This is a genomic window from Daeguia caeni (assembly GCF_042653845.1).
GTDB lineage: Bacteria > Pseudomonadota > Alphaproteobacteria > Rhizobiales > Rhizobiaceae > Brucella > Brucella caeni.
This window is the reverse complement of sequence record NZ_JBHSEL010000118.1, coordinates 16,806-41,572: the sequence shown is the minus strand read 5'-3', so window position 1 is coordinate 41,572 and position 24,767 is coordinate 16,806. Positions and strand designations below refer to the sequence as shown.

Here is a 24,767-nt window from a genome sequence, read left to right as displayed (position 1 = left end):
TCACAAGCTTGGATGCTCATCTCCTCAATCAGGCGAATGACGAGGCGTATCGCAAAAATGAAATTTTGAGTCGGGCTCTAAAAAGATATCGACTCCAATAAAACCACCTGGCAACAGTTCAGGAAAGGCGTGAAAGATCACAACTGCCATCACGGCGATAGCGCGCAACCCGTCAATATCAGGACGATATTTCAGATGCACTGCCGGACTCTGATTATAATCTGTCGTAGACTTATATGATTTGCGGTTTCTATAACCAAAAACCAGTGAGTTCATAACTGATCCATTATATCATTGAAGACCAATGCGCGAGACGCTTTAGCATTTAACATATATAGCGAGAAGATGATCATTAAAAAAATACACTTTTTATCATAATTTATAATGTACAAGAAATTCACATAGTATAAAAAATCTTAAATATATAATTTATTCATCACTGCCTCAGTTGAGACCAAGCCGGCATATCCATATCTCCGCGGCAGTTGTCACCCAAGACCTCTTTCTCCGCGGCTATTCAGGCAAATCCGGCGGCAATATATTCGCAAATGACACCTATCCGCCTCCAGACACGGGCAGATCTTACGCTGGATTGCCAATCAGTACATGATGTCGACTGTCCGGATACAGGGAATGTTCTCGCAGGAACTGAAGTCCGTGGCAGCGCCTAGAACACAGTGCCGTGACTTCATCTGCTGAAACCGTTCTAATCATCCTCATGACATGAAACATGACATCTGCATCCAGACATGGGATGCCATTGAGTAGTCAATTAAATCCTTCAGCCAGATTGTTTGGTCATTGTGTTTGCTCGAATCCGCTTCCTCAAGAGACGGAACCGTGGCGCGCCGCAGTCACGACCAGACGGCATCCCCCAGACAGTCACGCAATTCATCGATGATTTTCGGCAACCAGTCTTCTGTCATCATTTCAAGCGGGGCCGTGAACGAGATTGCCGTATTGACCTCATAAGGATTGGACGCGCGCACAGGCAGGCCAAGCCCCCCTTCCCCCGGCAGATAATAGGCCATGTTGACAGCATAGCCGCGCCGCCGCGCATCCTCTATCTGCGACAGAACGACGTGTTTATCGACATATTGTACCGAAGGATGGGCAAGATAGCGCTGTGCATTGGTTTCAAGCAGCGCAAGACATTCCGCTTCCGGCATGATCGACATGAGGGCGACACTGCCCGCCGCAACCCCCATCGGAACACGCCCGCCAACGCCCATGGTAAATTGCCGATCGGGAAAGCGGGTAACCATCTCGGCGCAAACCGCATCAATCCCGGCCTGCACCATCATGTAAACTGTGTGGCCGCTGCGCCGCGCAAATTCCGTCATGCCGGGCCTGAATTTTGCAATCAGCGGCTCAAGCCGAGCCTGACCTCTGGCCAGGGTCGGAATTGCCGGGCCAAGCCGGTAATAGCCATGCCTGCCTGCTGGCTCGGCAAAACCTTTTATCAGCAGCGAGACCAGACTGCGATGCACGGCAGGCTTTGCTTCGCCAATGCGCTCGGCAATTTCTGCCAATGCAAAGCCCTCAGCACCTGCCTCGCCCAGCACAATGAGGATATCCAGCGCGCGCACTGCATTGCTTGAAGCATGACTGGTCACAGTTCACCTCAAAATTCTAATTATTGGAATGAATATCAAATTTCATTCCAATTAAAGGAATATATTGACTTTTGTCACAATTTTCGTTGTCATTCAACAAAGCGCACGATCCTGAATTGAGGGAGGAGGATTCAGGGATGACTTTGATCCGCCATGGATCATTGGAAAGCGTCTTTGCCATGCTCCCCCATCATGTGTTTGCGGCGAGGAAAAGCATGGTGTCATTTCTTGTCAAACGAATGGGCTTTGCCATCTTCACGCTCTTCAGCGTGTTGACGCTGGTTTTCGTGCTCGTTCGCGTTTTGCCGGGCGATCCGGCGCTCGTCATCCTTGGCGATCAGGCAAGCCCGGCAAGCATTGCAGCACTGAACCAGAAACTCGGCCTCGATAAGCCGATCATCGTGCAATATGCCGATTTCATGCTTGGGGTGCTGCAGGGCAATCTTGGCACATCCATGATCACCGGCCGCCCGATCACCGCCGAGATCATGAACGTCCTGCCCTACACCATGGAACTGACGATTGCCTCGCTTGCCCTTGGCGTCATTCTGGGGGTTCCCGCCGGCGTATGGGCGGCCGTGCGACGCAACAAGCCGGCGGATCTCATTCTGCGTCTGGTCTCGCTGATTGGCCTTTCGCTGCCGGCCTTTGTCGCCGCGATCATTCTGCTGATGATTTTCGCCATCAAGCTACGCTGGTTTCCGGTCATCAGCTCTGGCGGCGGCGACGGGCTCATGGACCGCCTCAGACAAATGGCGCTGCCCACCATTTCCCTTGCCCTGATCATGATGGCCTATATTACGCGCGTTACGCGCTCGGCCATGCTCGAAGTGCTCAATCAGGACTATGTCCGCACGGCCAAGGCAAAGGGCGCCTCTGCAAGCGCCGTCATCTGGCGTCATGCGCTTGGCAACTGCATGATCCCGATCACCACCGTCGTTGGACTCTATCTCGGCATTCTGATCGGCAATTCTGTGCTGACGGAAATCGTCTTCTCCCGTCCGGGCCTCGGCAAGCTCATCCTCACCGCCCTGACCCAACGTGACTACACGCTGCTGCAAGGCATGATTGTCATCTACACTTTCATGGTCGTCGTGGTGAACCTGTTGACCGACCTGACCTATGGCTTCCTCGATCCACGGGTAACATACAAATGACAGTGATCACACGTGATTCAACCACAACACCACGCACGCAAACCCGATGGAGTCTGCTGCGGCGACTGGATCTGTTCACATGGCTTGGCGTGACGATCGTGCTCGCACTCATTCTGTGCGCGATTTTTGCCCCATTGCTTGCACCCTATGATCCAAATGAACAGAACATCCTGCTCTATCTCGCCCCACCCAGTGCGGAACATCTGCTGGGCACCGACCAGTTCGGGCGCGATATCCTGTCCCGGTTGCTTTATGGCGCACGCTACTCGCTGACGATCGGCTTTCTTGCCATTGTCCTGGCGCTGGTTGTCGGCTCGTTCCTTGGCATGATCGCCGGCTATGTCGGACGCAAGACCGATATTGTCGTGATGCAGATCATGGATGTGGTGCTGGCCTTTCCATCGCTCATTCTCGGGCTGGCGCTTGTGGCACTGATGGGCGCCACGCTGACCAATATTGTCATCGCCATTGCCTTTACCGCAATTCCGGCCTTCGCGCGCATTGCTCGCGCTGGTGTCCTGACCCAGCGCAACCGCGAATATGTGCAGGCCTGCCATGCCATGGATTTTTCCAACAGACGCATCCTGTTTGGCCATATCCTGCCGGCCATCCTGCCTGAAATCATGGTCATGGCCTCGCTCTGGATGGCAACGGCCGTGCGCACCGAGGCCTCGCTGGCCTTCATAGGACTTGGCCTTGCCCCGCCCACTCCGACCTGGGGTGGCATGGTGCGCGAAGGTTTCGACAATATTCTCAATTCCTTCCATCTGGCGCTCTATCCAAGCCTGGCCATTCTCATCCTCGTGCTTGCGCTCAACCTGATCGGCGACGGACTGCGCGATGCCATTGATCCAAGACTGAAGGATGCCAGCTAATGACGGTTCAGCCTGCAATCACTGTTCAGGATCTCAGGATTTCCTTTGCGCGAAATCCGGTCGTCCACGGTATCAGCTTCCAGATCATGCCGGGCAAGACACTGGCACTGGTTGGCGAATCCGGCTCTGGCAAGAGTGTTACATCCCTTGCCATCATGCGTCTTCTGCCAGAGCGCATTGCGAAGGCAGAAGGTGTGGTCAAGCTTGGGCAACTGGATCTGCTCAGCCTGCCGGAACAGGAAATGCGCGAGGTTCGCGGCGGCAAGATCAGCATGATCTTTCAGGAGCCTATGACCTCACTCAATCCGGTGCAAACGATCGGAGCGCAGATTGGCGAAGTCCTGAAGATCCACAAGAAACTCAAGGGCAAGGAACTCCGCGAAGGCGTTCTGGAACTGTTGCGCAAGGTGCGCATTCCGGATCCCGAACAGCGCATCGATCAATATCCGCATACATTTTCAGGCGGCATGCGCCAGCGTGTGATGATTGCAATGGCACTGGCCTGCAATCCGGATCTGATCATTGCCGATGAACCCACGACCGCGCTTGATGTGACCGTGCAGGCGCAAACCCTGCAACTGCTGAAGGAATTGCAGCGGGAAACCGGCACTGCCGTTCTGTTCATCACGCATGATATGGGCGTTGTGGCCGAAGTTGCCGATGACGTGCTGGTCATGCGGCATGGACGCGTCATTGAACAGGGATCGGTCAGGGAGATCTTCAGCAACCCCAAGGATGACTATACGCGCAGCCTGATTGCAGCCGCGCCAAGTCTGGTGGGCAAACTCAAGGACAACAAGATTCCGGCGCGTCCCGTCGAGGCCCCCATCATGCCAAGCACGACGACGCCTGTGCTTGAAGTCGATGGCTGACAGTCAGGTTTCCGGTACACGGGGGCCTTTTGGGGCGCACCAAAGGCGTCATCCACGCGGTCGAGAATGTGTCCTTTACCATCGACGCGGGCGAAACGCTGGGGCTGGTGGGTGAATCCGGTTCAGGCAAATCCACCATTGGCAAGGCGATCATCAATCTTGCCCCCGTTCATGACGGCCGGATCGCCATCAATGGCGAAACCATCAATTATCACGACCGCAAAAGCCTTTCGTCGATGAAACGGCAGGTGCAGATGATCTTCCAGGACCCGTTCGGATCGCTGGATGCGCGCCAGACCATTGGCTCGGCGATCATGGAGCCCATGAAAGTGCATGGCCTGGAAACCGGCATTGCTGCGCAGCAGAAGATGGAATGGTTGATGGAGCGCGTCGGCCTTGACCCCAAACGTGCCTCCAGCCTGCCGCATGAATTTTCAGGCGGACAGCGCCAGCGTATCTGCATCGCGCGAGCGCTTGCCATGTCGCCGCGTCTCATCATTGCCGACGAGGCCGTATCGGCGCTGGATGTCGCCATCAAGGGCCAGATCATCGATCTGATGATCGACCTGCAGCAAGAATTCGGCATATCCTATCTGTTCATCAGCCATGACATGGCGGCGGTCGAGCGCATCTGCAACCGCATTGCGGTAATGTATTTTGGCGAGATCGTGGAAATCGGACCGCGTGATGACGTGATCGGCCGGCCCGGCCACGACTATACGCAGCGCCTGCTGTCTGCCATCCCCATCACCCATCCTGACCAGCGCGGTCTCAACCGGCGTCTTCCTGATGATACCGCACCACCGATCAGTCCACTCAAACCTGTTGGCTATATCCCGCAGCCTGCACGCTGGAGCATGGCGGCAGAAGGTCATTTCATTCGCATGGCGAGCTAGCTTGGAGTCATCTGGACATGCATGCCCTCACTAAACTTGCTGAATTTGTCGCCAATCATCCCGAAGGCGCGCTGACACCGGAAACGCGTGCAGCGATTGAACTGCTGTTGCTTGATCTGATGGGGGCTACCGCGGCGGGGCTGCATTCGCAGCTTGCCACGGCGGCACGGCAGGCGGCCATTGAGGCCTATGGCCCCGGCAAGGCTCAGGTCTGGCTCACCGGCACGCAATTGAGTGTTACAGGGGCTGCCATGGCCAACAGTGCGGCAGCAAGCGCGCTTGATATTGATGATGGCCATCGCGGTGCCGCAGGCCATGCTGGTGCGGGTGTCATTCCGGCAGCTCTTGCGGTTGGCCAGGCCATCAATGCAGCGGACAATGACATTCTCGATGCCATTGCGCTTGGCTATGATGTAGCCCTGCGCATTGCCTCCTCACGCCCGACCAGCACGATTGAAAGCTATTCCAGCGGACGCTGGGTGAGCTATGGCGCGGCGGCAGCTTGCGGACGCCTGCTTAAGCTGGACGCGGAAAAGATGGCGCATGCCTTGGCCATTGCCGGTTCCGAAGGCCCGATCATATTCCCGTCGGGAACATCGAAATTTCAGGGCAGCACGGTAAAGGAAGGCATCCCCCCAGCTGTCGTGGCAGGCATTACCGGCGCCTATCGCGCCAAGGCAGGTGCCACCGGGCCGATTGACTTGCTTGATAATGAACAGCGCTATGACCCGACAATTCTCTTTGCCCAGCTTGGGCAAGTGTGGGAATTACAGAAATGCTATCTCAAGCCCTATGCCTGCTGCCGCTATATGCATGCCGCCATTGACGCCATTTTGAAGCTGCGCCGTGACGGCAAGCCGATCCGGAAATTGCGTATCGAAACCTTTCCGCAAGCGCTGCGGCTTGCCAATGAGCGCAAGCCCAAAACGCTCGAAGGCGGCCAATACAGTTTCTATTTCTCCTGCGCACTTGCGGCCCTGCGCGGTGCGCATGCGCTGCAGCCAGTCGATCCGGCCAATCTTGAGGATCCGGAAATTCTTGCGCTCGCCAGCCGGATTGAACTGGAAGCCAGCCCCGATTTCGCCACCGTCTTTCCCGTGCAAACCCCTGCCCGCGTGGTGATCAATCAGGGGGACGGCGATGAAGAGCTCATCATCCATCATCCGCTCGGCGATGTGGCCAATCCCATGAGTTGGGATCAGGTTGTGCAGAAATTCAGAAACATTGCGCGTGTCAGTCTGGATGAAGCCGCAAAAGATCAGATCATCTCAGCAATCCACCGTCTGGAACAAACAGGCTTTTCCAAATTGTTTCAGGCACTTGCCAAATCTTAGGCCAACAAACTGCAATAGAGGGAACGATCATGAAACTTAAAAGCATCATGGCACCGCCACTCCTTTTCGCGCTCATGGCTTTCACCGTGCTGGGAGCGCCTCAGGCTTTTGCCGCCAAGACCGAGCTGAAGCTTGGTGCTGCGGCTGCCGATATTGGCAATCTTGATCCGCATTTTGCCTCAAGCACGTCGGATCGCACGCTTGTTGCGTGGATTTTTGGCGGGCTGGTCAGGTTCGCGCCAGGTTCAACCGATCCGGCATTGATCGAAGGCGATCTTGCCGAAAGCTGGGAGGCATCGGACGACAAGCTGGTCTGGACCTTCAAACTGCGCCCCGGCGTGCAGTGGCACCATGGCTATGGCGAAGTCACGGCCGAGGATGTCGTTTTCAGTCTGGAAAAGGCTGCAGACCCAAATCGCTCGGCTTTTGCCAGCGATTACAAAGCCATCAAGAGCGTTGAGGCACTTGATCCATATACTGTCCGCATCACCCTGCATAATCAGGTTCCAAGCCTGCTGGGCCTGCTTACCAACTATTCCGGTGGTTTCATCATCAGCAAGAAGGCCTATGAAGAGCGCGGTGAAGGCTTCACCCGCAATCCTGTCGGCTTTGGCCCCTTCCAGTTTGAGTCGGTTGAGCCGGGTGTTGCCGTCCATTTCACTGCTCATGACAAATATTTCCGCGGCAAGCCAAAGATCGAAAAGGTCACCTATCGTCTGCTCAATGCACCTGCCGGCCGTGATCTTGCTTTTACCGCCGGTGAAATTGACGTGTCCGCCGGCACGACCGACAAGCGCTGGCTTGAACGCATGAAACAGATGCCGGGCACCGTCGTTGATATTTTTGATCCGGCTGAGCTGACTGTCATCCACATCAATCGCAACCAGAAACCATTTGACGATATCCGGGTCAGGCAGGCGCTTGCCTATGCGATCAATCCAAAAGAGATCGCTGAATTCCGTAGCTCCGACTTCACCCGTGTCGCCAAATCGGTCATCCCGTCCAACAATCTGGGCTTCAATCCCGATCCGGGACTTGTCGAGACCAATATCGAAAAGGCCAAGGAACTGCTTGCTGAAGCAGGCTATCCTGATGGCCTGACCATCAAGATGATCTCCAGCCAGATGCCAAGCTATGCGACCATGGATCAGCTGTTGCAGGCCCAGCTTGCCAAGGCGGGGATCAAGCTTGAGCTTGAGCCGGTTGAGCATGCAACCTGGCATCAGATGATCCGCAAGGATCTGAACCCAATCGTGGATTATGGCGCTGCCCGTTTTCCGGTCGCCGACACCTATCTGACGCAATTCTATCACTCCAACAGCGCGATTGGAGCGCCGGGACAGGTAACGAATTTCAGTCATTGTTCGGTCGCCGACAAGCAGATTGAAGAGGCCCGCACCGAGACCGATCCGCAAAAACAGATTGCACTCTGGCAGGAGGCACAAAAGCTGATTGTTGCTGATGTATGTGCAGTTCCGGTGACGGAAACAGCACAGGTCTGGATCCGCAACGACAAGCTTGATTGGGGCTATGACCTCAAGGGCTCGATGTCGCTGGGACCGCTGCTGACAGAACAAACCCACTTCAAGGATTAACAGAAATGATCGGGATGGTGTGCACGGCGCCATCCCGAAACCATGCGGGCACAACAATGGAAAAGCTGACCTATCCCCATTACACCCATCAATGTGGCTGGAATGCAATGCTGCCAGCCCGCCAGCCGCGGCCTGCACTCAATCAGGACATTTCGGTTGACTATGCGGTTATCGGCGCTGGCTATACAGGACTGGCGATCGCGCGCCGTTTGCGTGAACTTGCCCCTGATGCGACCATTGCAGTGCTTGAGGCGACGACGGTTGGCGAAGGCTCCTCCGCCCGCAATTCCGGTTTTACCGGCGCAGATGTTCTGCCGCGCAATGCCTCGATCGAAATGGCCGACAAGGCGCGCATTCAGTCCGGCTTCTTTACCGAAGCCTTTGAATGGCTGATGCAGATCATTCGGGACAACAAAATCGACTGCGACATGCAGCAGGTTGGCTCGATCCGCGCTGCCGCAACAGAACGCGGTGAAGCATCGCTGCGCAATGTCGCGGAAGTTGCCCGCGTCAATCAGATCGCGCATACCGTCCTGTCGCGTGAAGATATTCATCGCCGTATCGGCAGCGCCTATTATCGCTTTGGCCTGTTTATGAGCGATACATGGCTGCTGCAACCTGCAGCCCTTATCCGTGGCCTTGCCGATGCCCTGCCCAAGGATATTGCACTTTATGAAAACACGCCCGTGCTGAAACTGTGCAAGCGGGATGGCTGGGTGCTTGAGACGGCCAATGGTGTCGTCAAATGCAGGAATGTCGCCTTTGCGACCAACGCCTTCATCCGCAAGTTTGGCTATCTGAAATCACGAATGGCAACCATTTATACCTATGCCGCCATAACCGGGGAGATTCCTGATGACCGGCTTGGAGAGCTCGGGGAATCCCCGGCATGGGGCCTGTTGCCATCACACCGGCTGGGCACAACATTGCGGCGCATTGGCCGCAACCGGCTGATGGTCAGAAGCCTTTATGCGCATGAGGCCGAGCTTGACGCTAAAGAAGCCCATGCCAAGCTCAAGGACAGATTTGAACGACGCTGGCCCAATCTGCGTGGCGTCCAGTTTGAATATATGTGGGCAGGCACAACCGCCTTTACCATGAATGGATCGCCATGGTGGGGCCGCGTGGAGGATGGCCTCTATGCCTCTGGCGGCTGCAATGGCAGCGGCATTACCAAAGGCACAATGCTTGGGCGCCATCTGGCCGAGCTCATGCTTGGCAAGGGCGATCATGCCAGAATGACCTCCGCCATGGGCACGGCAAACTGGATTGCACCGGAACCGTTCCGCACCATCGGCTTCAACATCATCTCAACCATTGAAAGCCGCAAGGCCGGTCTTGAAATGTAAGGCACCGGATCGTCAGGCAACAACCATCGCTTTCATGACTGAAAGCATTGCTTCAGAGCAATTCGGATCTTACGAAAACCGGATTGCTCTGACATGTTGTTTCCTGCAGTTCTGGACGAAACCGGACCTTCCTCAGCCTATAGCTTCACCGTCACCTTGCGGGCAAGCAGTCCCTGTGGCGCCATCAACAGCACAGCAATGACGATCAGGATGGCAAAGGCGTCGCGATAGCCAAGCATGGATTCCGGCAGATAGGCCTGCAGAAAGACTTCGATAAAGCCCAGCAGAAAACCACCGGCGACTGCGCCGGAAAGGCTGCCAAGGCCGCCGATAATGGCTGCGATAAAGGCTTTCAGAACCGGCAGGAAACCCATCAGGGGATCAACACTGCCACGCTGCGCCACCCACAAAATGCCGGCAATGCCGGCAAGCAGGCCCGAAATGGCAAAGGCAGTTGCGACAACGGCATTTGCCTTGATGCCCATCAGGCGGACAATGGCGAAATCTTCAGACGCGGCGCGCATCGCCCGTCCCATGACGGTCGTACGCAGGAAGATCGACAGGGCGATCAGGACAAGAAATGTCACCAGAATGGAAATGAACTGGATAAGACCGATATGCAGGCCACCAATTTCAATCATGCTGGACAGTCTCGCAGGCATGGGCACAGCCTGCGGCCGGGCGGAGACAAAATTCTGGAACAAGACACGCAGAATGGCGCTTACGGCAAAGCTGGTGAGCAGCAGGGTCGTGGCGCTTGCCCCGCGCACAGGCCGGAACGCCACCCGCTCCATCAAGAGCACCAGAACAATGGCGACAACAATGCCAAGGAAAATGGCAAAGCCAAATGGCAGGCCGGCGATCAGGGCAAAACACAGGCCATATCCGGCTGCCGTCATCAGTTCGCCATGGGCGAAATTGATCAGCCCCATGATGGAAAAGACAACAGCAAGACCAAGCGCCAATAATGCATAGGTGCCGCCCAGACTCAAGGCATTGACCAGTTGCTGGAGAAAAATGTCCAAGGTTGGCATTCTAAGACCCTCAGTCAGCGTTACGCACCCAGATAGGCACCCTGAATTTCATCGGAATGACGCAGTTGCGCAGCCGTACCGGACAGGACAACCGCACCATTGGCCAGCACATAACCCGCATCGGCAATTTCCAGCGACAGCGAAACATTCTGCTCGACCAGAAGAATGGTGAGCCCCTGCTCGCGCAGGCGTTCAATCATTTCAAAGATCTGGTCAACAATCTGCGGGGCAAGCCCCAGAGACGGCTCATCCAGCAGCAACAGATCCGGCGAAGACATGAGAGAACGCGCAATGGCCAGCATCTGCTGCTCGCCGCCGGACAGTGAACCGGCCTTCTGGTGCAATCGCTCTTTCAGGATGGGAAAGCGTTCAAGCATTTCCGCGCGCACCTCGGCTGGCGAGCCCCGTCCGGCATGCATGGCCCCACCCAGAAGCAGATTTTCATCCACCGTCAGATTGGGGAAAATGCGCCGCCCTTCCGGCGTCAGCGTCATGCCCTGCCGCACGATCTGTTCAGTCGAAAGCGCGGTTATATCCTGATTGTTGAAAGTGACCGTACCGCCTTTCTTGGCTGCCAGACCGACCAGCGCATTGAGCGTCGAGCTTTTTCCGGCGCCATTGGCACCAAGCAGGGTTACGATCTGCCCCTTGTTGACCTGCAGATCAATGTTCCGCACAGCCTCGACCGGGCCATAGGAAACACGCAGGCCTTTCACCAGCAAAAGCGGGCCATCTTTGACTTTGGATGAATCGATCATCGGGCAAATCCTTGCCACTTCAACAGGATGGAACCCTCCCGCCCAATGGCGGGAGGAAGATCAGAAGATGATCAGGGGGCGGGAATGTCGGCTGCGGCCGGCACACCCTGCGAGACCAGGCTCAACTGGCCATCATTGATTTTTACCAGCGAAACCGAACGCATCGGCATACCCTGCGTACCGGCATAGCTGATCGGGCCGGTCACGCCTTCAACGCCCTCAAGCGCGGCAATGGCGTCACGGATTGCCTTCGGATCGGTGCTGTCGGCCTTTGCCACGGCCGCCTCGATCACCTTGCCAAGGTCATAGCCATTGGCAATGTAAACCGTGTCCGGTGCCTGACCATGTTTTTCCTTGAACTTTGCATTGAAGGCTTCAAGGCTGCTTCCCGGAGTGGCAAAGCCGGCCGTCGTGAACACGACGCCATTGACCAGCTCACCCAGACCAAATGTGGTCGGGGAATCGATAGCGTCGCTGCCAAGGATCGGAATCTTGACGCCCGCGCCGCGCAGCTGGCGGATAAAGGCCGGGAAATCCGGCTCATAGGCAGAGGTCATGATGACATCCGGCGCCGGATTGAGCGCCTTGATCTTGGTGACTTCCGCACCAAAATCCTGCTGACCCATGCTGTAGGTGCCTTCGCCAACGATCTCGCCACCCTTGGCCTTGAAGGTCTCGGCAAAATATTCCGGCAGTTTCAGCGTATAGGCAGAGTCCGGCGATTTCAGAACATAGGCCGTCTTGTAGCCCTGCTCACGGGCGAAATTGGCAAGAACCGCAGCCTGCACATTGTCGGCCGGATAATTGCCAAACATGAAATCGCCAACGGCGAGCGGCATGGTCGGCGTGGTTGCGCAGAAGGAGAAGGTCGGGATCTGGGCCGCCTGGGTGATCTGCCCTGCCGCGATGGATGGATCGGCATCGCAAGGCGTGATCACGATCTTGACGCCCTCATCGACCAGTTCCTGTGCGACAAGTGCTGTCTGTGCCGCATCGGAGCGCGTATCCTTGGCCAGCAATTTGATTGGATACTTGCCGGCAATGCCGCCCTTGGCGTTGATTTCCTCAACCGCCATTTCCAGTCCCTTCAGCGATGGCTGGTCATAGGGCGCAAGACCGCCAGTCTGTGCTGTGGCAAGACCAACCAGCAATTCCTCGGCCTTGACCGGAAGAATGGCAACACTTGCCAGCAGGCTGGCAAAAAGTGAAATCCCGAGTGTCTTTTTCATTCGTGTCCCCTTCGTGTCGTTTATCAGATTGATTGCATGACCGGCTGCGCCGCAATGGATGCCGACGAGTCTGGCGTCTGTTGCCCGGCGATTTTCCGGGCGTTCTTGCGCCCGATATAGGCTTCAATCACATGCGGATCGGCCTGAATTTCAGCAGGCGTGCCCATGGCGATCTGCTGGCCCTTGTTGAGTACCACAACCTGATCGCAAAGCCGCATGATCAGCTTCAGATCATGTTCCACCACCAACAGGCCAAGACCGTATTCATGCCGGATATAGTTGAGCAGCTGCATGAGCTCGTCGGTTTCAACCGGGTTCATGCCGGCGGCTGGCTCATCAAGCAGGAGATAGCGCGGCTGGAGCGCCAATGCGCGGGCAATTTCAAGCCGCCTTTGCGCACCATAAGACAGGTTGCCTGCCAGATGGGCATGCAATTCGGCCAATCCCACTTCCTGCAGATAGCCCATGGCAAGGGCATAGGGATCATCCTGCCTGCGCGCGACCGCATATGCTGCAACCGCCACATTTTCCAGTACGGTCAGGTTCCTGAACAGGCGGATATTCTGATAGGTGCGTCCAAGGCCGATGAATGGCACCTTGTAGCCCGGAACCGAAGTCACATCCACGCCATCAATCAGAACCCGCCCGGAAGAGGCCGGCACCACGCCGGAAATGCAGTTGATGAGTGTTGATTTACCCGCACCATTCGGACCGATCAGACCAAGGATCATACCCGGCTTCAGCTCAAAATCGACCTTTTCCAGCGCGATCAGTCCCTGAAAATGGCGGCCGACCTGCTCAACCTTCAGGACGGAATGCGGATCCGGCTTGCTGGTCACAGGGGCAATCGGTGCTACATGGCCACCAAGCCTGCGCAGGAAGTGCAGCTTTTCATCGAGTTCCCGCATGCCCATGATGCCGTTTTGCAGCTTGTACATGACAAGCAGGATGGCAAGGCCAATGCCGACATCCGTGAGACCGAAAACAGTCGGCAATTGCAAGGTGCCGATGCTGATGCCGCCTTCAAGCTTGCGCAGGATTTCGACGATCAGCATGATCACAGCCGTCCCCAGAACGGCGCCGGAAACGGTTGAAATGCCGCCCAGAATGAGCATGGCAAGCAGCATGAAGGTGAGATTGAAATAAAAGTCCTTGGGCGAGAAGGCACCCAGAAAATGCCCGAACAACGCCCCGGCGCAAGCCGCAAGCATTGCCCCGACAATCCAGGACAGAAAGCGGTGCAGCCTTGCATTCACACCAATGGCTGTTGCCGCAATCTCATCCTCGCGCGAGGCGCGCAGTTTCAGCCCGGCACCGCAGTCCCGGTAAAGACGCGCGACTGCAATAGCCAACAGTGCAAAAGGTAACGCCACATAGATGCTGACACCACGCGGAACACCAAAGAATGTCTGGCTGCCGCGGGTGATGCTGTCAGAGGCAACCAGAACAACATGGACAATGACCAGAAAGCCGAGCGTACAGATGGAGGCAGCCGAACCGGAAAGCCGGGCAAGCGGAATGCCAATGGCAATGGCAACCAGCGCCCCAACCAGGACCGCAATCAGCAAGGCCGGCAGAAAGGCCATGTCCCATCCGGCAAGCCATTCCGGCAGATGTGGCAGAGCCGTTTTCTGGATGGCGGGCTTCATCGTCAGCAGACCCGAGACATAGGCTCCGATTGCCATGAAGCCAACATGGCCAAACGACATGATGCCGGAATTGCCGCTATAGACGCCAAAGCCAATGACCGCGATCAGATTGATCAGAAAAAGCGTGACCAGCCTTTGCCCGCTGCCCTGAAGAAAACCGGCAGACAACAAGGCAATCAGGATCACCGGAAGCGCAACCGTCAAAATCCCCACGACAGTTGACCGCCTGATGCGCACCATCCGTAAACTCCCATTTGCAGCCCTTATGTTCGGGCCATTTCTTTTTTCTCACAATAAGACCAGAATCAGAATTGTCAATCTTGTTTCATTTTATATAGTCTGATAGCCATAATGTAACGAAATGAAAAATAATGGGCCAGGGGATGGAACATGAGCATCAGGGATCGCCTGACTGATGGGACGATCGATTTCACCCGATCCGAGCTGAAGATCGTGCGTCACTTGCTGTCCAATTATCCGGCAGCAGGGCTCAATACGGTTGCCCATCTTGCCATTGCAGCCGGCGTCAGCAACCCCACCGTCGTGCGCCTGATCAACAAGCTTGGCTTTGAGGGCTATCCTGAGTTTCAGCATGCGCTTTTGAGTGAGGTGCAGGAGCGCATGAGTTCTCCACTCTCCATGCTGGATACACGCAAGCCGCAGGTCGGACAGGGCAATTTTTACCAGCAGTTCCTGAATGCCAGCATCCATGGACTGGAAACGGCGCAGACCATGCTGCCACCGCATGATTTTGAGCAGGCGGTTGAGCTGGCAGCGGACATGAATTGCCGCATTCATTGCCTTGGCGGACGCTTCAGCGGTTTTCTGGCCGGTCTGCTCTGGTCGCATATGAAACAGTTGCGACCGGACTCTTACTGGATCAACGGGCCGCAGGCCGATCAGGTTGACCAGCTCGTCGACTTCAGCCGCAAGGACATATTGTTCGTCTATGACTATCGCCGCTACCAGATGGGCACAATCCGTTTTGCCAAACAGGCGGCAAACCAGGGAACGCGCATCGTGCTGTTTACCGATCGCTGGCTGTCGCCGATTGCCGAGTTTGCCACTCTCACCCTGACCGCACCGGTCGACACCATTTCTCCCTATGACACGATGGTTCCGGCCATGGCCCAGACGGAAGCGCTGATTGCCGCCCTGACCGCGCGTCTCGCAGACCAGTCACGCGATCGCATCCGGCAGATCGAAGCCACACGTCTGTCATACGCCATTACCGAAGACGCCATCAACACGGCGGCAAATCCTGTCGACGCAAACAAGGATCATTCCAATTTAGAAGGATAATCATATGACTTCCATTGAAGTACAATTCGGCAAGGATATTCTGCGGCGCGACAGCGCCTATGAAGACAGCATGACATCCGTGCTGTTCGTCGACATGCAACGCATTTGGTGCGAACCCAACCTTGACCCGACCCATCCACAGGATGCCAACAGCTATTATCATCGCCGCCTGCGGGAACTGGTGATCCCCAACCAGATCAAGATTCTGGAAGCGGCGCGAAAGGCCAATTGCAACATTTTGCACACCATCATCCAGAGCCTGACCAAAGACGGTCGCGACCGTTCGCTCGACCACAAGCTGTCCAACATGCATGTGCCGAAAGGCGCGCCGGAAGGTGATGTGATCCCGGAACTGACGCCGGTTGACAATGAGATCATCCTGCCGAAAACATCATCCGGCGTCTTCAACTCAACCAATATTGATTACGTTCTCAAGAACCTCAATACGCGCTATCTGATCATTGCCGGTGTCGTGACGGATCAATGTGTTGATATGGCCGTGCGCGATGCCTCCGATCGCGGCTATCTGGTCACGCTCGTTGATGATGCGTGCGCCACCTATAGCCAGGAACGCCATGATGCCGCCCTGCGCGCCTTTTCCGGCTATTGCTGGATCACCAATACTCAAACTGTCCTGCAACGCCTGAACAGCATGAGCGACTGACAGGAAGACCAAAGATAATATGGGGACAATATGAATCCTGATCAATCCACACTCAATGCTCTGATGGAGCTTGCCAGTATTGTCACGACCGACATTGCCGGCATTACCCGTGGGCGCAGCTTTGCAGCCCATGAAATCGAAGACTATCTGCGCAAGGGCGTGGGCTGGGTGCCAGCCAATCTTGCCCTGACACCATTTGATCTGATCGCCGATCCGAACCCTTGGGGTTCATCCGGCGACCTGCGCCTGATGGCCGATCCGGCCAGCAAAGTGCGCGTGACCTGCCTGCCGGGCGAAATGCCGCTGCATTTCTACCATGCCGATATTACCGATCTGAAGGGTGAAGCCTGGGATTGCTGTGTACGCAGTTTCCTCAAAACGGCACTCAGGGATTTCGAACAGGAAACCGGCCTTCAGGTCATCAGCGCGGTTGAACAGGAATTCCAGATTTTCGGCGCAGACTGGCCACAGGCGCCGTCCTTCGGCCTGCGCACGCAAAGACGCGCTGGCGCTTTTGGCAATCTGCTGATGACGGCGCTACATGAGGCAGGTGCCGAGCCGGAAATGTTCCTGCCGGAATATGGCAAGAACCAGTTTGAAGTAACCTGCCGCCCAGCACCCGCGCTGGCTGCCGCTGACCGCGCCGCAACCATTCGCGCAGTGACCCGCGAAGTCGCCGCCAATTTCGGCTGGCAGGCAAGTTTTGCTCCCAAGACTGAGGCCGATGGCGTCGGCAATGGCGTGCATGTCCATGTCAGCTTCATTGACTCTGATGGCAATCCGGCAACCTTCGATCCAGGCCGCCCCGGTCGCCTGTCAAGGCTTGCCGGTTCTTTTGCCGCAGGCGTGATCAGACATCTTCCGGCACTGGTTGCCTTCACGGCACCATCCGTCCTGTCCTATATGCGCCTTGTGCCGCATCATTGGAGTGCTGCCTTCACCTGCCTTGGCGAGAAAAACCGTGAGGCCAGCCTGCGCATCTGCCCGACTTCCGAATTGCCTGGCAGCAATCCGGCAAAACAGTTCAACATGGAATATCGCGCAGCCGATGCCTGCGCCAGCCCGCATCTTTCTCTTGCCGTCATCATCCGCGCCGGCCTTGAAGGCATCAGACAGGGACTGGAGCAGCCGCCGCTCATCAATGAAGATCCGGCAGGTTTTCCGGAAGAAAAGCTTCAGGAACTTGGCATTCGCCGTCTGCCGGAAAGTCTCGAACAGGCACTCGACAAACTAAAAGCCGACGAGACCGTGATGGGTTGGTTCTCCAGGGATTTCATCGAGTGCTATTTCGGCATGAAAAAGCTTGAAATTGAGCTGGTGAAAGACCTGTCGCCGGAAGAACTCTGCGCGCGTTATCGTGCGATCTATTGAGAGTGCATACCATGAGCATAATTGAGTGTCAGCTTGAGTCTTGTGCCGCGCAGACAAGGACATCATCGCTTCTGGCCATTGATGAACCCGCACCCTATGCGGTGATCAATCCGGATGGCCCATCAGAGATCCTGCTTCTGTGCGAACATGCCTCAAACAGGATCCCGCGCGCACTTGGCAATCTCGGCGTATCGGATGCGGATCTGCAGCGCCATATCGCATGGGATATCGGCGTCAATGCCCTGTCGCAATATTTGAGCCAAAGCCTTGATGCCGCACTTTTCATGACCAACTATTCGCGGCTCGTGATCGACTGCAACCGTCCGCTGCATGTGCCCTCCCTCATTCCGGAGCGCAGCGAAACGACCGACATTCCCGGCAATATTGCCCTTTCCGAAGACGACAGGGCGCTGCGTATCAACACCCTGTTCAGGCCATATGCGCAAGCCGTCGCGCGGCGACTGGATCTCCTGCAGGCACAAGGCAAAAGCCCCTATGTCATTGGCATTCACAGCTTTACACCGGTCTATTTCGGTCAAAGCCGCCCATGGCATGTTGGCATTCTTTATGGCAAGGCGACAGCGTTCGGGAAAAAGCTGATCAGTATTCTGCAGGAAGATGAAGCCCTGGTCGTTGGCGATAATGAGCCATACGATATTCATCCGGATGAGGATTATACTGTTCCTGTCCATGCCGATGCACGCGGCCTGCCCGGTGTTCTGATCGAGATAAGGCACGATCTGATCGACACGCGCGAAAAGATCGATCAATGGGGCAAACGCCTCACCAACACCTTCAAGAAAGCCATCGGGGCATAGCCCAGTTACCTATTCTCCCAGAGCAAACGCCGCCTTGGGAGACAGGTTTCAGGCCCGCCTGTGCATTGAACCAACAGCGAAAAGGCAAGGAACAGCCTTTCGACAATCCGGCATATCTGCCTGAAATCGGCATCGATTTCCTCAAGGCAGGATGTGAAAGTGCTTGCCGGCTTTCCGTCCGGAACTGCAAAAAGATATGTTGCAGTTCCAGGAAAAGCGGGAGCCCGTTTTCCTGGAACTGCTATACCTCGCCTTATTCGCCGTAACCGACAATGCTCTTGATTTCGAGGAAGTCGTGAATGCCGAAATCGGCATATTCACGGCCATTGCCCGACTGCTTGTAGCCGCCGAAGGATGCTTTCGTATCCCAGGCCGGATAGTTGATATAGACCGAGCCTGCGCGCATGCGTGCTGCGATGCGGCGGGCGCGTTCAATATCCTGCGACTGGACATAGGCTGCAAGGCCATAGACCGTGTCATTGGCAATACGCACCGCGTCGTCTTCATCAACATAAGAGATGACCGACAGAACCGGGCCAAAGATTTCTTCGCGCGCGATGGTCATGTCCGGCTTTACATGGCCGAAGACTGTCGGCTTGATATAATAGCCGCGTTCCAGACCTTCCGGACGACCTGGACCGCCGGTGACAAGGGTTGCCCCTTCATCAATGCCGGACTTGATGAGACGCTGGATCTTGTCGAACTGCAGTTCGCTGACGACCGGACCAAGATTGGTTTCCGGATCCTTCGGATCGCCGGTGCGCATCGATTCAGCAACGCGCCTTGCGATTGCCAGCGCTTCTTCATGGCGATCCTGCGGCACCAGCATGCGCGTCGGTGCATCACAGGACTGGCCGGTATTGGAGAAACAGCCGCGAACGCCCTTGGTAACGGCAGTTTCGAAATCGGCATCCGGCAGGATGATATTGGCCGACTTGCCGCCCAGTTCCTGTGCGACGCGCTTGACCGTATCGGCAGCCGTCTTGGCAACGATGATGCCGGCGCGCGTGGAGCCGGTGAAGGAGACCATGTCAACATCCGGGTGGCCGGCCATGACCTGACCGACATCCGGACCGGTGCCATTGACAAGGTTGAAGACGCCCTTCGGCACACCAGCCTCATGCATGACTTCGGCAAAGATGATGCCGGAGATCGGTGCAATTTCCGATGGCTTGAGCACAACCGTGCAGCCAGCCGCAATTGCAGGCGCAACCTTGCAGACGATCTGGTTGAGCGGCCAGTTCCATGGGGTGATCAGCGCGCAAACACCTATTGGTTCCTTGACGATGCGCGTCGTACCACGCTGTTCGCTGAAGGAATAGGTTTCCAGCGCATCGATCGTTGCCTGAAGATGGCCGCGGCCTGCCCAGGCCTGCGCATCACGCGCAAAGGCAAGCGGCGCACCCATTTCATTGGATACAGCCTGCGCAATATCTTCAAACCGCTCATTATAGACTTCAAGGATGCGTTTCAGCAGGGCCAGACGATCCGAATGCGACCACTGCGAGAAGGTTTCGAAAGCAGCCTTTGCTGCGGCAACCGCCTTGTCGACATCAGCCGCCGAACCCACGGAAATGCGGGTGAAGGGTTCTTCCGTCGCAGGATTGATGACGTCGAGGGTCTGCGGCTTTACTGGTGCGACCCATTCGCCGTTGATATAGAAGTGCTCGTGATTGCTCATGGAGCCGTCCTTTCATTGCAAGAAGAGTGTGTCTGCCTGTTGCATCAGGCCATAACGATGCCGCCTTCGATGATCGGCCCGGTCGTCTCAAAACGGTTCAGTGCGAAGGGTTTCATGCGCGGATCTATACGACCATGCACAATTGCTTCTGCCAAAAGTTTACCTGCTGCAGGCGCACCGGCAAACCCATAAGACCAGCCAGCCGAGAACCAGAAATCCTTGAGATCCGGATGTTCGCCGATCAGTGGTGCATAATCGGATGAGGCATGAAGCTGGCCAGCCCAATGCCTGAGTATTCGCACCTCGCCCAGCTGCGGGAACATTTCGAGATAGATCTTCGCCATGGTGCTCATCACTGGCAGATCAGTCGCCAGTGACATGCGCGGGCGTTCCGGCACTTCCGTACCGCCAACCACTTCGCCGCGCGAGGTCTGGTGAAAATAGGCCAGACTGTCGATCAGCGCGATGGCCGGCTTGATCAGCGGGCGGGTTGGCTCCAGCGCCATGGCTTCAATACGCATGCCATAGCCATTGAGTGGCACGCCCGCCATGGCCGCAATGTCCGGATTGTTTGGCCCGGCGCAGGACACAACGCAATCGGCCTCGATACGATGATCATCTACCATGACGGCGGTAATGCGCCTGTCATTGCGCTCAATGCCGGTTATCTTCGTGCGATAACGGACATCGATATTGTTGCGCTTCAAAAAGGCCATAAGCCCCTTCATCGCGGCATGGTGCGGCGCGACACCACCTTCGAACTGGTGCTGGACTGCACGTACACGCGACTTGTTGATGGCCGGCAGCAGATCTTCAATCTCGCTTTTCGACAGCAGCTTGCTTTTGACGCCAAGGCGTTGCTGGACTTTCAGTCCTTCATGCAGCACAGCCTCGCTCTTTTCCGATTCAGCCACCACCGAATAGCCACGCTGGGTGAACATGACATTTTCACCAAGGCGCTTCGACCATGTTTTCCATTCATTGGTGGTCAGAATGAAAAGTTCTGTCCATTCGGTCGAGGCAAAGCCGGGGCGGATCAGCGTGCCATTGCGGCCAGATGCGCCACCCTGCCAATAGCCTGCGTCCAGAACGAGAATATCACGCTGGCCGCGCTCGACCAGATTGAAGGCAACCGACAGACCTTGAATGCCACTGCCAATGATGACGACGGAGGCGCGTTTCGGAAGAGGCTTGTTCATCGGTCAGGATCCACTAATGCAGCAAGTCCGGCTGCTTGAGCAACGGTGATTGATCGGCGTGGCGCGCGGTGCGTCGGGCGCGCATATTGATCCGGGCTGGTGTCGGTGCGTGCGGCAAGCAGGGCAAGCATATGTTCCCAGCACGGGAAGCCCTGACAGGTGCCCATGCCGCAGGAGGTCAGACGCTTGAGCACTTCAGGGTCTGTTTCACCCTCGTCAATATGACAATAAAGCTCGCCCGCCGTGACATCCATACATGGGCAGATCAGCGTATCAGGATGATGGTTCTTCAGCGCATGGATGGGGTCATTGCCCAATGCGGCATCCCCCGTGACAGAGATCCATTCCGGCAGCGGATTGGCAAGCATCTGATAAAGACCTTCAGCCGAAGACTGGAAGCCAAGGCTTGGGTCAACCCTCCATGGGCCGGCATGCACGACCGTATCGCAGGCAATATCGGTTTTCATGCGCACCATCGAAACACGCTTGCGTCCGACGATCTCGGTCAAATCACTGACTGCACCGTGATGGACGACATTGACACCCAGCACCCTCAGACGCTCTGCCACGGCCTTTTCAGCGCCGGTGCCGACAACAACGACGCGTCCACCGGGCTTGACGCCGTGAACGGCTGCCAGCTGAAGGGCAGCCTGCGCATCCATCACGCCGGGAACATGATTGCCCCTGACCATTGGCGGCATGGAGCGGCGCCCCGTTGCCAGAACCGTATGTGCCGGGTCAAAAATGACTGCGCCACGCTTGTTGTCATGCGGCGCTGCAACCAGCAGCCGGCCTTCGCGATAGACGCCAAACAGTTCCATGCCGGTAAACAGGAGAACAGAACTGTCGAGTTCTTCAACCTCAACGCCCATGGCTTTTGCAAAGCGCGCAGTCTCATCGCCCCGCGTGACCAGCGCGACCGTTCCGCCTTCCCGCGCACGGCGATTGGCCTCGGCAATGCCGGCCGGCCCGCCGCCCACGACCAACGTGTCAACCGCAATCCGCTCACCGGGGATCAGCTGCGGATTGAGCGCCTCGTCGGCCGGACTTGCCACACCGGCGAGATTGGCCATGATGCGTTCAGCTATCTTATAGGCAAGGCCGGATTGCGGCATCCATTCGCTATGCTCAAAACCGCCATAAACGGCCTTTGCCGGAAGAAGCTGGGCCATCTTCAGCAGGTCAAAACGCGGCGACGGCCAGGTGTTCTGCATCTCAACGACCATGCCATCGCTGACGGCAATCTGGTCAAGGCGGACATTCGGACGGCCATTGACGCGCGCAAGCACGCCCGTCGGATATGACCCGCTATAGCCCAGCGGACGATGTAATTTGCGCGACCGCGCAAGCGTGGTAATGCCTGCACGAAGAAGTGCTGCCGCAACCGTATCGCCCGGTCGGGCGCTGATTTTCGAACCGTTCCACGTAAAGGTCAGGCTCGATTGGCCATGCTGTTTTGTCATTCTGTCCTCACGCAAGCGTGGATCATTCCGCAATGATCACGATGTCGTCGGTTTTCCAGCCAATGGCGATTTCATCGCCCGGATTCATGGCTGCAAGATTGGCAATATCCCTGCTGCGCAGATTGATCCTGCTGCCATCCGGCAGGCGAACCACGAGTCTATATTCAACACCAAGATAAATCCGGTCTTCGATGATGCCATGCCCACCGTTTTCAAGCTTTCGCTTATCTGCGAATGCATCCATGCGTTCCGGCCGAATGACGACGCAAACCTTGCGGCCGCTTGCAAGCTTGGCCTGACGCGCATCTCCTGCAGGCAAGGTTGCTGTCCAGTTGGCGCCTTCGATCACGGTCTTGCCGTCCTGCATGCGGACAATGCCATGCAGCAGATTGGCTTCGCCGATGAAGTCGGCCACGAATTCCGAGCGCGGCTGGAGATAGAGTTCCTGCGGCGTGCCGATCTGTTCAAGCCGACCATCCTTGAAAATGGCAATGCGGTCGCTCATGACCAACGCCTCTTCCTGATCGTGCGTGACCGAAACAACGGTCGCACCAACCTGGCGAGTGATGTGCATGATCTCGATCTGCATCTGACTGCGCAGCTTCTTGTCGAGGGCTGCCATCGGCTCATCAAGCAGAACAATATCCGGGTTGAAGACCAGCGCGCGGGCAAGGGCGACGCGCTGCTGCTGGCCACCCGACATTTCCTTCGGATAGCGGCGCGCGCAATGTGCCAGACCAACGACTTCCAGCATTTCCATGCTACGCTTTTCGCGCTCGACACGCTTCACGCCGCGCGTTTCCAGCGGATAGCCGATATTTTCCAGCACCGTCATGTGCGGGAACAGGGCATAGTCCTGGAACATCATGCCGATATTGCGCTTTTGCGGCGGCACACCGGTCATGTCCTTGCCATCAATGTAAAGGCGTCCAAAGCTTGGCTGGATGAAACCGGCAATGACCCTGAGCGAGGTTGTCTTGCCCGATCCGGATGGCCCGAGCATGGTCAGAAACTCGCCTTTTTTCAGCTCGAACGAAACATTGTCGAGCGCCTTGACGTTACCATAATGCTTCGAGACCCCATCAAGTTTCATGGCCGTGCCCGAAGGCGTTTTGAGAGCGGCGTTGATCATCGGGACTCCCTGAGTTTGTGCGAAATAAGAACACCGAGCGCTGAGATGATGATGAGAATTGCAGCAACCGCAGCGGTGGCAGGATCAAGATTTGTGCGCACCTGGTTCCAGATCATGATCGGTACCGTACGGGTTTTGATATCGGCGATGAAAAGCGCAATTACCACTTCATCCCATGAAGTGATGAAGGCAAAGACTGTACCGGAAAGAACACCCGGCATGATCAGCGGCAAGGTTACGCGGCGGAAGGTAAACCAGCGACTGGCGCCAAGCCCAAGGCTTGCCGGTGCGAGCGACGGATTGACCATGCGCAAGCTCGCCATGACCGAGACAACCACGAACGGGATTGCCAGAACCGTGTGGGCGAATACGAGGCCAAGACGTGTAGCAACCAGTCCCCAGCCGGAAAAGACAATATACATGCCAACGGCAAGCACGATGACAGGGGTGACCATCGGCGTCAGCAGCAGGCCGATCAGGAAGGTCTTGCCACGGAAGGAAGCCGCATGAAGCGCCAGTGATGCCGCCGTGCCAAGGATCGTGGCAAGAATGGCGGCTGAAGCCGCAACACTCAGGCTGTTGATGAGGGCACTTTGCCAATCAGACGAGCCGAGCACCTTGCCATACCATGCAAGCGTGAAGCCCACAGGCGGAAACTCCAGCGTCGTAGTCGTCGTGAACGACATCGGCACGATGATGATCGTCGGGATCAGCAGGAACAGGGCGGTAAGGCTGATGATCAGCCAGAACAGAATGCATCTCAAACGATCCAT

At 56.4% G+C, this 24,767-nt stretch carries 20 protein-coding genes and 1 pseudogene; 10 read left to right on the top strand and 11 right to left on the bottom strand.

The window, feature by feature from the left end:
* Positions 1-24: 24 nt before the first annotated feature.
* Together ACFO1V_RS12175 and ACFO1V_RS12170 are read right to left on the bottom strand one after the other, a co-directional pair.
* Entirely contained in the window at positions 25-276 is a 252-nt protein-coding gene (locus ACFO1V_RS12175; protein ID WP_374833347.1) for an acyltransferase family protein, read from the bottom strand.
* A 578-nt stretch (positions 277-854) separates the two neighbouring features.
* Positions 855-1,616, bottom strand: a complete 762-nt coding sequence (locus tag ACFO1V_RS12170) for an IclR family transcriptional regulator (protein ID WP_374833345.1) — start codon at positions 1,614-1,616, stop codon at positions 855-857.
* Positions 1,617-1,831: 215 nt separating this feature from the next.
* Here ACFO1V_RS12170 and ACFO1V_RS12165 point away from each other — a divergent pair, with 215 nt between their 5' ends.
* The 6 genes and pseudogenes from ACFO1V_RS12165 to ACFO1V_RS12140 all read left to right on the top strand — a co-directional run bounded on the left by ACFO1V_RS12165 (position 1,832) and on the right by ACFO1V_RS12140 (position 9,694).
* Positions 1,832-2,773, top strand: coding sequence for an ABC transporter permease (locus ACFO1V_RS12165; protein WP_374833343.1), 942 nt, complete (start codon positions 1,832-1,834; stop codon positions 2,771-2,773).
* Positions 2,770-3,648 (top strand): ABC transporter permease, encoded by an 879-nt coding sequence (locus ACFO1V_RS12160; RefSeq protein ID WP_374833341.1) that lies wholly within the window; start codon positions 2,770-2,772, stop codon positions 3,646-3,648. The genes ACFO1V_RS12165 and ACFO1V_RS12160 overlap by 4 nt, the downstream gene beginning before the upstream one ends.
* Positions 3,648-5,416: pseudogene (locus ACFO1V_RS12155) on the top strand (ABC transporter ATP-binding protein). The gene ACFO1V_RS12160 and the pseudogene ACFO1V_RS12155 overlap by 1 nt, the downstream one beginning before the upstream one ends.
* A gap of 17 nt (positions 5,417-5,433) precedes the next feature.
* Positions 5,434-6,750 (top strand): MmgE/PrpD family protein, encoded by a 1,317-nt coding sequence (locus ACFO1V_RS12150; protein WP_374833339.1) that lies wholly within the window; start codon positions 5,434-5,436, stop codon positions 6,748-6,750.
* A 29-nt stretch (positions 6,751-6,779) separates the two neighbouring features.
* Positions 6,780-8,345 (top strand): ABC transporter substrate-binding protein, encoded by a 1,566-nt coding sequence (locus ACFO1V_RS12145; RefSeq protein WP_374833337.1) that lies wholly within the window; start codon positions 6,780-6,782, stop codon positions 8,343-8,345.
* Between the two features lie 56 nt (positions 8,346-8,401).
* The gene (locus ACFO1V_RS12140; protein WP_374833335.1) at positions 8,402-9,694 is read left to right on the top strand and encodes an NAD(P)/FAD-dependent oxidoreductase; all 1,293 of its coding nucleotides are present in this window, start codon (positions 8,402-8,404) and stop codon (positions 9,692-9,694) included.
* 137 nt (positions 9,695-9,831) lie between these two features.
* Here ACFO1V_RS12140 and ACFO1V_RS12135 read toward each other — a convergent pair whose 3' ends face one another.
* The 4 genes from ACFO1V_RS12135 to ACFO1V_RS12120 form a co-directional block, all read right to left on the bottom strand.
* Positions 9,832-10,728: a branched-chain amino acid ABC transporter permease gene (locus ACFO1V_RS12135; RefSeq protein WP_374833333.1), complete on the bottom strand. Its 897-nt coding sequence runs from the start codon at positions 10,726-10,728 to the stop codon at positions 9,832-9,834.
* A 20-nt stretch (positions 10,729-10,748) separates the two neighbouring features.
* Positions 10,749-11,486 carry an ABC transporter ATP-binding protein gene (locus ACFO1V_RS12130; protein ID WP_374833331.1) on the bottom strand — a complete coding sequence of 246 codons (738 nt, stop codon included), beginning with the start codon at positions 11,484-11,486 and terminating at the stop codon, positions 10,749-10,751.
* Between the two features lie 71 nt (positions 11,487-11,557).
* Positions 11,558-12,715, bottom strand: coding sequence for an ABC transporter substrate-binding protein (locus tag ACFO1V_RS12125; protein ID WP_374833329.1), 1,158 nt, complete (start codon positions 12,713-12,715; stop codon positions 11,558-11,560).
* A 23-nt stretch (positions 12,716-12,738) separates the two neighbouring features.
* Complete coding sequence (locus ACFO1V_RS12120; RefSeq protein ID WP_374833327.1) at positions 12,739-14,604, bottom strand: branched-chain amino acid ABC transporter ATP-binding protein/permease; 1,866 nt, start codon at positions 14,602-14,604, stop codon at positions 12,739-12,741.
* A 150-nt stretch (positions 14,605-14,754) separates the two neighbouring features.
* Here ACFO1V_RS12120 and ACFO1V_RS12115 point away from each other — a divergent pair, with 150 nt between their 5' ends.
* The 4 genes from ACFO1V_RS12115 to ACFO1V_RS12100 are packed head-to-tail and all read left to right on the top strand — an operon-like array spanning position 14,755 to position 18,519.
* Entirely contained in the window at positions 14,755-15,666 is a 912-nt protein-coding gene (locus ACFO1V_RS12115) for a MurR/RpiR family transcriptional regulator (RefSeq protein ID WP_374833325.1), read from the top strand.
* A gap of 4 nt (positions 15,667-15,670) precedes the next feature.
* A complete protein-coding gene (locus tag ACFO1V_RS12110) occupies positions 15,671-16,330 on the top strand; it encodes a cysteine hydrolase family protein (RefSeq protein WP_374833323.1) in 660 nt (219 codons plus the stop codon).
* Between the two features lie 30 nt (positions 16,331-16,360).
* On the top strand, positions 16,361-17,701 hold the full coding sequence (locus ACFO1V_RS12105) for a type I glutamate--ammonia ligase (RefSeq protein WP_374833321.1): 1,341 nt from the start codon (positions 16,361-16,363) through the stop codon (positions 17,699-17,701).
* Between the two features lie 11 nt (positions 17,702-17,712).
* Complete coding sequence (locus ACFO1V_RS12100) at positions 17,713-18,519, top strand: N-formylglutamate amidohydrolase (RefSeq protein WP_374833319.1); 807 nt, start codon at positions 17,713-17,715, stop codon at positions 18,517-18,519.
* Positions 18,520-18,772: 253 nt separating this feature from the next.
* On the opposite strand, the gene ACFO1V_RS12095 is transcribed toward ACFO1V_RS12100, so the two are convergent.
* Genes ACFO1V_RS12095 through ACFO1V_RS12075 form a run of 5 tightly spaced genes read right to left on the bottom strand, consistent with a single transcriptional unit; the run spans position 18,773 to position 24,767 of the window.
* Positions 18,773-20,200: an aldehyde dehydrogenase family protein gene (locus ACFO1V_RS12095; protein ID WP_374833317.1), complete on the bottom strand. Its 1,428-nt coding sequence runs from the start codon at positions 20,198-20,200 to the stop codon at positions 18,773-18,775.
* A 44-nt stretch (positions 20,201-20,244) separates the two neighbouring features.
* Positions 20,245-21,399: an NAD(P)/FAD-dependent oxidoreductase gene (locus ACFO1V_RS12090; RefSeq protein ID WP_374833315.1), complete on the bottom strand. Its 1,155-nt coding sequence runs from the start codon at positions 21,397-21,399 to the stop codon at positions 20,245-20,247.
* A complete protein-coding gene (locus tag ACFO1V_RS12085; RefSeq protein ID WP_374833313.1) occupies positions 21,396-22,862 on the bottom strand; it encodes a 2Fe-2S iron-sulfur cluster-binding protein in 1,467 nt (488 codons plus the stop codon). Before ACFO1V_RS12085 ends, ACFO1V_RS12090 begins: the two co-directional genes overlap by 4 nt.
* A 22-nt stretch (positions 22,863-22,884) precedes the next feature.
* Positions 22,885-23,994: an ABC transporter ATP-binding protein gene (locus ACFO1V_RS12080; protein ID WP_374833311.1), complete on the bottom strand. Its 1,110-nt coding sequence runs from the start codon at positions 23,992-23,994 to the stop codon at positions 22,885-22,887.
* Positions 23,991-24,767: an ABC transporter permease gene (locus ACFO1V_RS12075; protein WP_374833309.1), complete on the bottom strand. Its 777-nt coding sequence runs from the start codon at positions 24,765-24,767 to the stop codon at positions 23,991-23,993. Before ACFO1V_RS12075 ends, ACFO1V_RS12080 begins: the two co-directional genes overlap by 4 nt.